Origin of the sequence: Alkalibacterium sp. MB6, assembly GCF_009935905.1 — a bacterium.
Lineage (GTDB): Bacteria > Bacillota > Bacilli > Lactobacillales > Carnobacteriaceae_A > Alkalibacterium.
The window spans coordinates 1-2,480 of sequence record NZ_PREX01000051.1; the positions used below are offsets into that span (position 1 = coordinate 1).

The 2,480-nt window shown below is 37.1% G+C and carries 2 protein-coding genes; both read left to right on the top strand.

Annotated elements, in window-relative coordinates; all coding sequences use genetic code 11:
• Positions 1–122 precede the first annotated feature (122 nt).
• Positions 123–1,682: an IS21 family transposase gene (gene istA / locus C3945_RS11585; protein WP_161879808.1), complete on the top strand. Its 1,560-nt coding sequence runs from the start codon at positions 123–125 to the stop codon at positions 1,680–1,682.
• Positions 1,679–2,425 (top strand): IS21-like element helper ATPase IstB, encoded by a 747-nt coding sequence (istB, locus tag C3945_RS11590; RefSeq protein WP_272928103.1) that lies wholly within the window; start codon positions 1,679–1,681, stop codon positions 2,423–2,425. The genes istA and istB overlap by 4 nt, the downstream gene beginning before the upstream one ends.
• Positions 2,426–2,480: the final 55 nt, after the last annotated feature.

Consider the following 2,480-nt stretch of genomic DNA (forward strand, 5'->3'; position numbering starts at 1 on the left):
TTGTGACTGCTAAACTATATGTAGCAGTTTCTGCTAGATAAGAATATGCACTTTTATCCTATAACCTCGTTTAATTTGATAAACTGAATTAGTTAGTTTATTGGTTAAAGGAGAAGGAAAAGGTGGATTTTAAAAAGTTGAATACAATCGCAAAAGTACATCAATATAAAAAGAAAGGATTTAAGAATGCAAAAATCGGACGCATGTTAGGTATCCATAGAAACACAGTGAAAACATACTTAGATAAAGATCCAGATGAGTCTGTTCGTTGGGTAGAATCCCGACAAACTCGTTCAAAAAAACTGGATCCTTATAAAGAGAAGATTCATGACTGGTTGAGTGATGAACCTGAATTATCCGCAGCACAAGTAGAAGATTGGTTAAAAGAACAGTTTAATTACTATGAGGCTGCACCAAGTACCATTCGCTCATACGTTAAGGAGTTACGTGAACAATATGGGATTCCTAAAGTTATGACTTATCGCAACTATGAAGCTGTACCTGAATTGCCAATGGGTAAACAGATGCAAGTCGATTTCGGAGAAATGAAGATACAGCGAACAGAGAACGGGAAATATGTGAAGTTGTATTGCATTGGTTTTGTCCTCTCTCATTCACGTTATAAATACGCAGAATGGCAAGAGAAGCCTTTTACAACAAACGATGTGATTAGAGCTCATGAAAATGCGTTTGAATACTATGGTGGTCGGACAGAAGAGATTGTATATGATCAAGATAAGCTCATGATTGTCAGTGAAAATAATGGAGATATTCTATACACCAAACAATTTCAAGCGTACAGACAGGAACGACAGTTTCTTATCTATCTTTGTCGAGCAGCTGATCCAGAATCAAAAGGGAAAATTGAGTCAGTCATCAAGTTTGTTAAATATAACTTTGCGCGTGGAAGACGATACCAATCATTAGACACATGGCAAGAACAATGTGAACGGTGGCTGGTAAGAACAGGAAATGATAAAGTCCACGAAAGAACAAAAAAGAAACCGAAAAATGTGTATGCCCTGGAAAAGTCACACCTCATCTCGGTTTCAAATAAAATCATTCGATCGAACAATGAAAGTATAACAAAGACCGTTTTGAAAGACAATACGATTCAGTATAAATCTAATTATTATTCGGTGCCACTAGGCATGTATCAACCAAAAAAACATATTAAAGTTCGTATCGCTGAACGTGATGATCTTCTAGATTTATTTGATTATAATACAGGCAAGTGGATTGATGCGCACCCCCTTTCCAAAGGGAAAGGAAACTTAGTCAAAAATCCATCACATGGCCGAGAACAAGAGAAGAATCGAAAACTAAATCAACACATAAGCGAGGTACTAAACCTCTTTAAAGACAAAGAAAAAGCAAAGGAATACATCTACAAATTAAAAGAGAACTACCCAAGACATATTCGGGATCAATTACGTGTTATGGAGAAAGTAGCAGAAAGAGATGGTGATTATATAGAAGAAGCTTTGGACAAATGTATCGCACTGAACTTTACTAGTGCCAATCAGTTTAGAGACGTAGCGAGAGAAATCGCACGTCGCCAGGTTCAGACAGAAAGTAACAATCTGGAAAGCCAAACTTTACCAGAGGAGTACCAGAAGATAACAGCAACAGAACGAAGCCTGGACTCGTATTTAACCCTGTTAGGAGGTCATTCATCATAGGAACAACACAAACCCTTCAGCGCCAGTTTAAGCAATTTCGAATGACTGAAACAGCAGATGCCCTTCCTACTTTTTTAAGAGAAGCCGAGCAGAAATCTTGGACCTATCAGGAATTACTTGTGGCTCTATGTAATCATGAAGAAAAACGCCGTGAAGAAAAGATGATTCAAAAATATTTGATATGGGCACAATTCCCATTTGAGAGAACACTAGACAATTTTGACACATCTCAAGCGGCTGTCTTAAGTGACCGACAAATTGGTCAACTAAAAGAATTCGAATGGTTGAACCAAGCGTTTAATCTTTTATTACTTGGCCCACCAGGGGTGGGCAAAACGCATATTTCAATTGGCTTAGGAATGGAAGCTATTAAGCAAGGCAAGCAAGTTTCTTTTATATCAATGGCAGAATTAATTTCCTTACTTAAAACAGAAGAGTATGTACGAAAGTCTCAACTACGGTTAAACCGTGTTAGGAAATCTAATTTGGTCATTATAGATGACATGATGTTTATGGCTATGGAAACGAATGAAGCCAATCTGTTCTTTCAGTTAGTGAGTGATTTATATGAAAAAAGCTCTATTATCTTAACATCGAATAAAGGTCCTGATAGTTGGAGCAAAATGCTTGGAGATCAAGGTATCGCTACAGCGATTCTTGATCGTCTCCTTCATCGATGTGAGATTATTCATATGAATGGAGATAGTCATCGCATGAAAAACAGAGAGACTATTTTTGAATAATAAAAGTGCACAAAGTTATCTGGCAAAAAGTGCACAATTCTACTTGACGGTTACA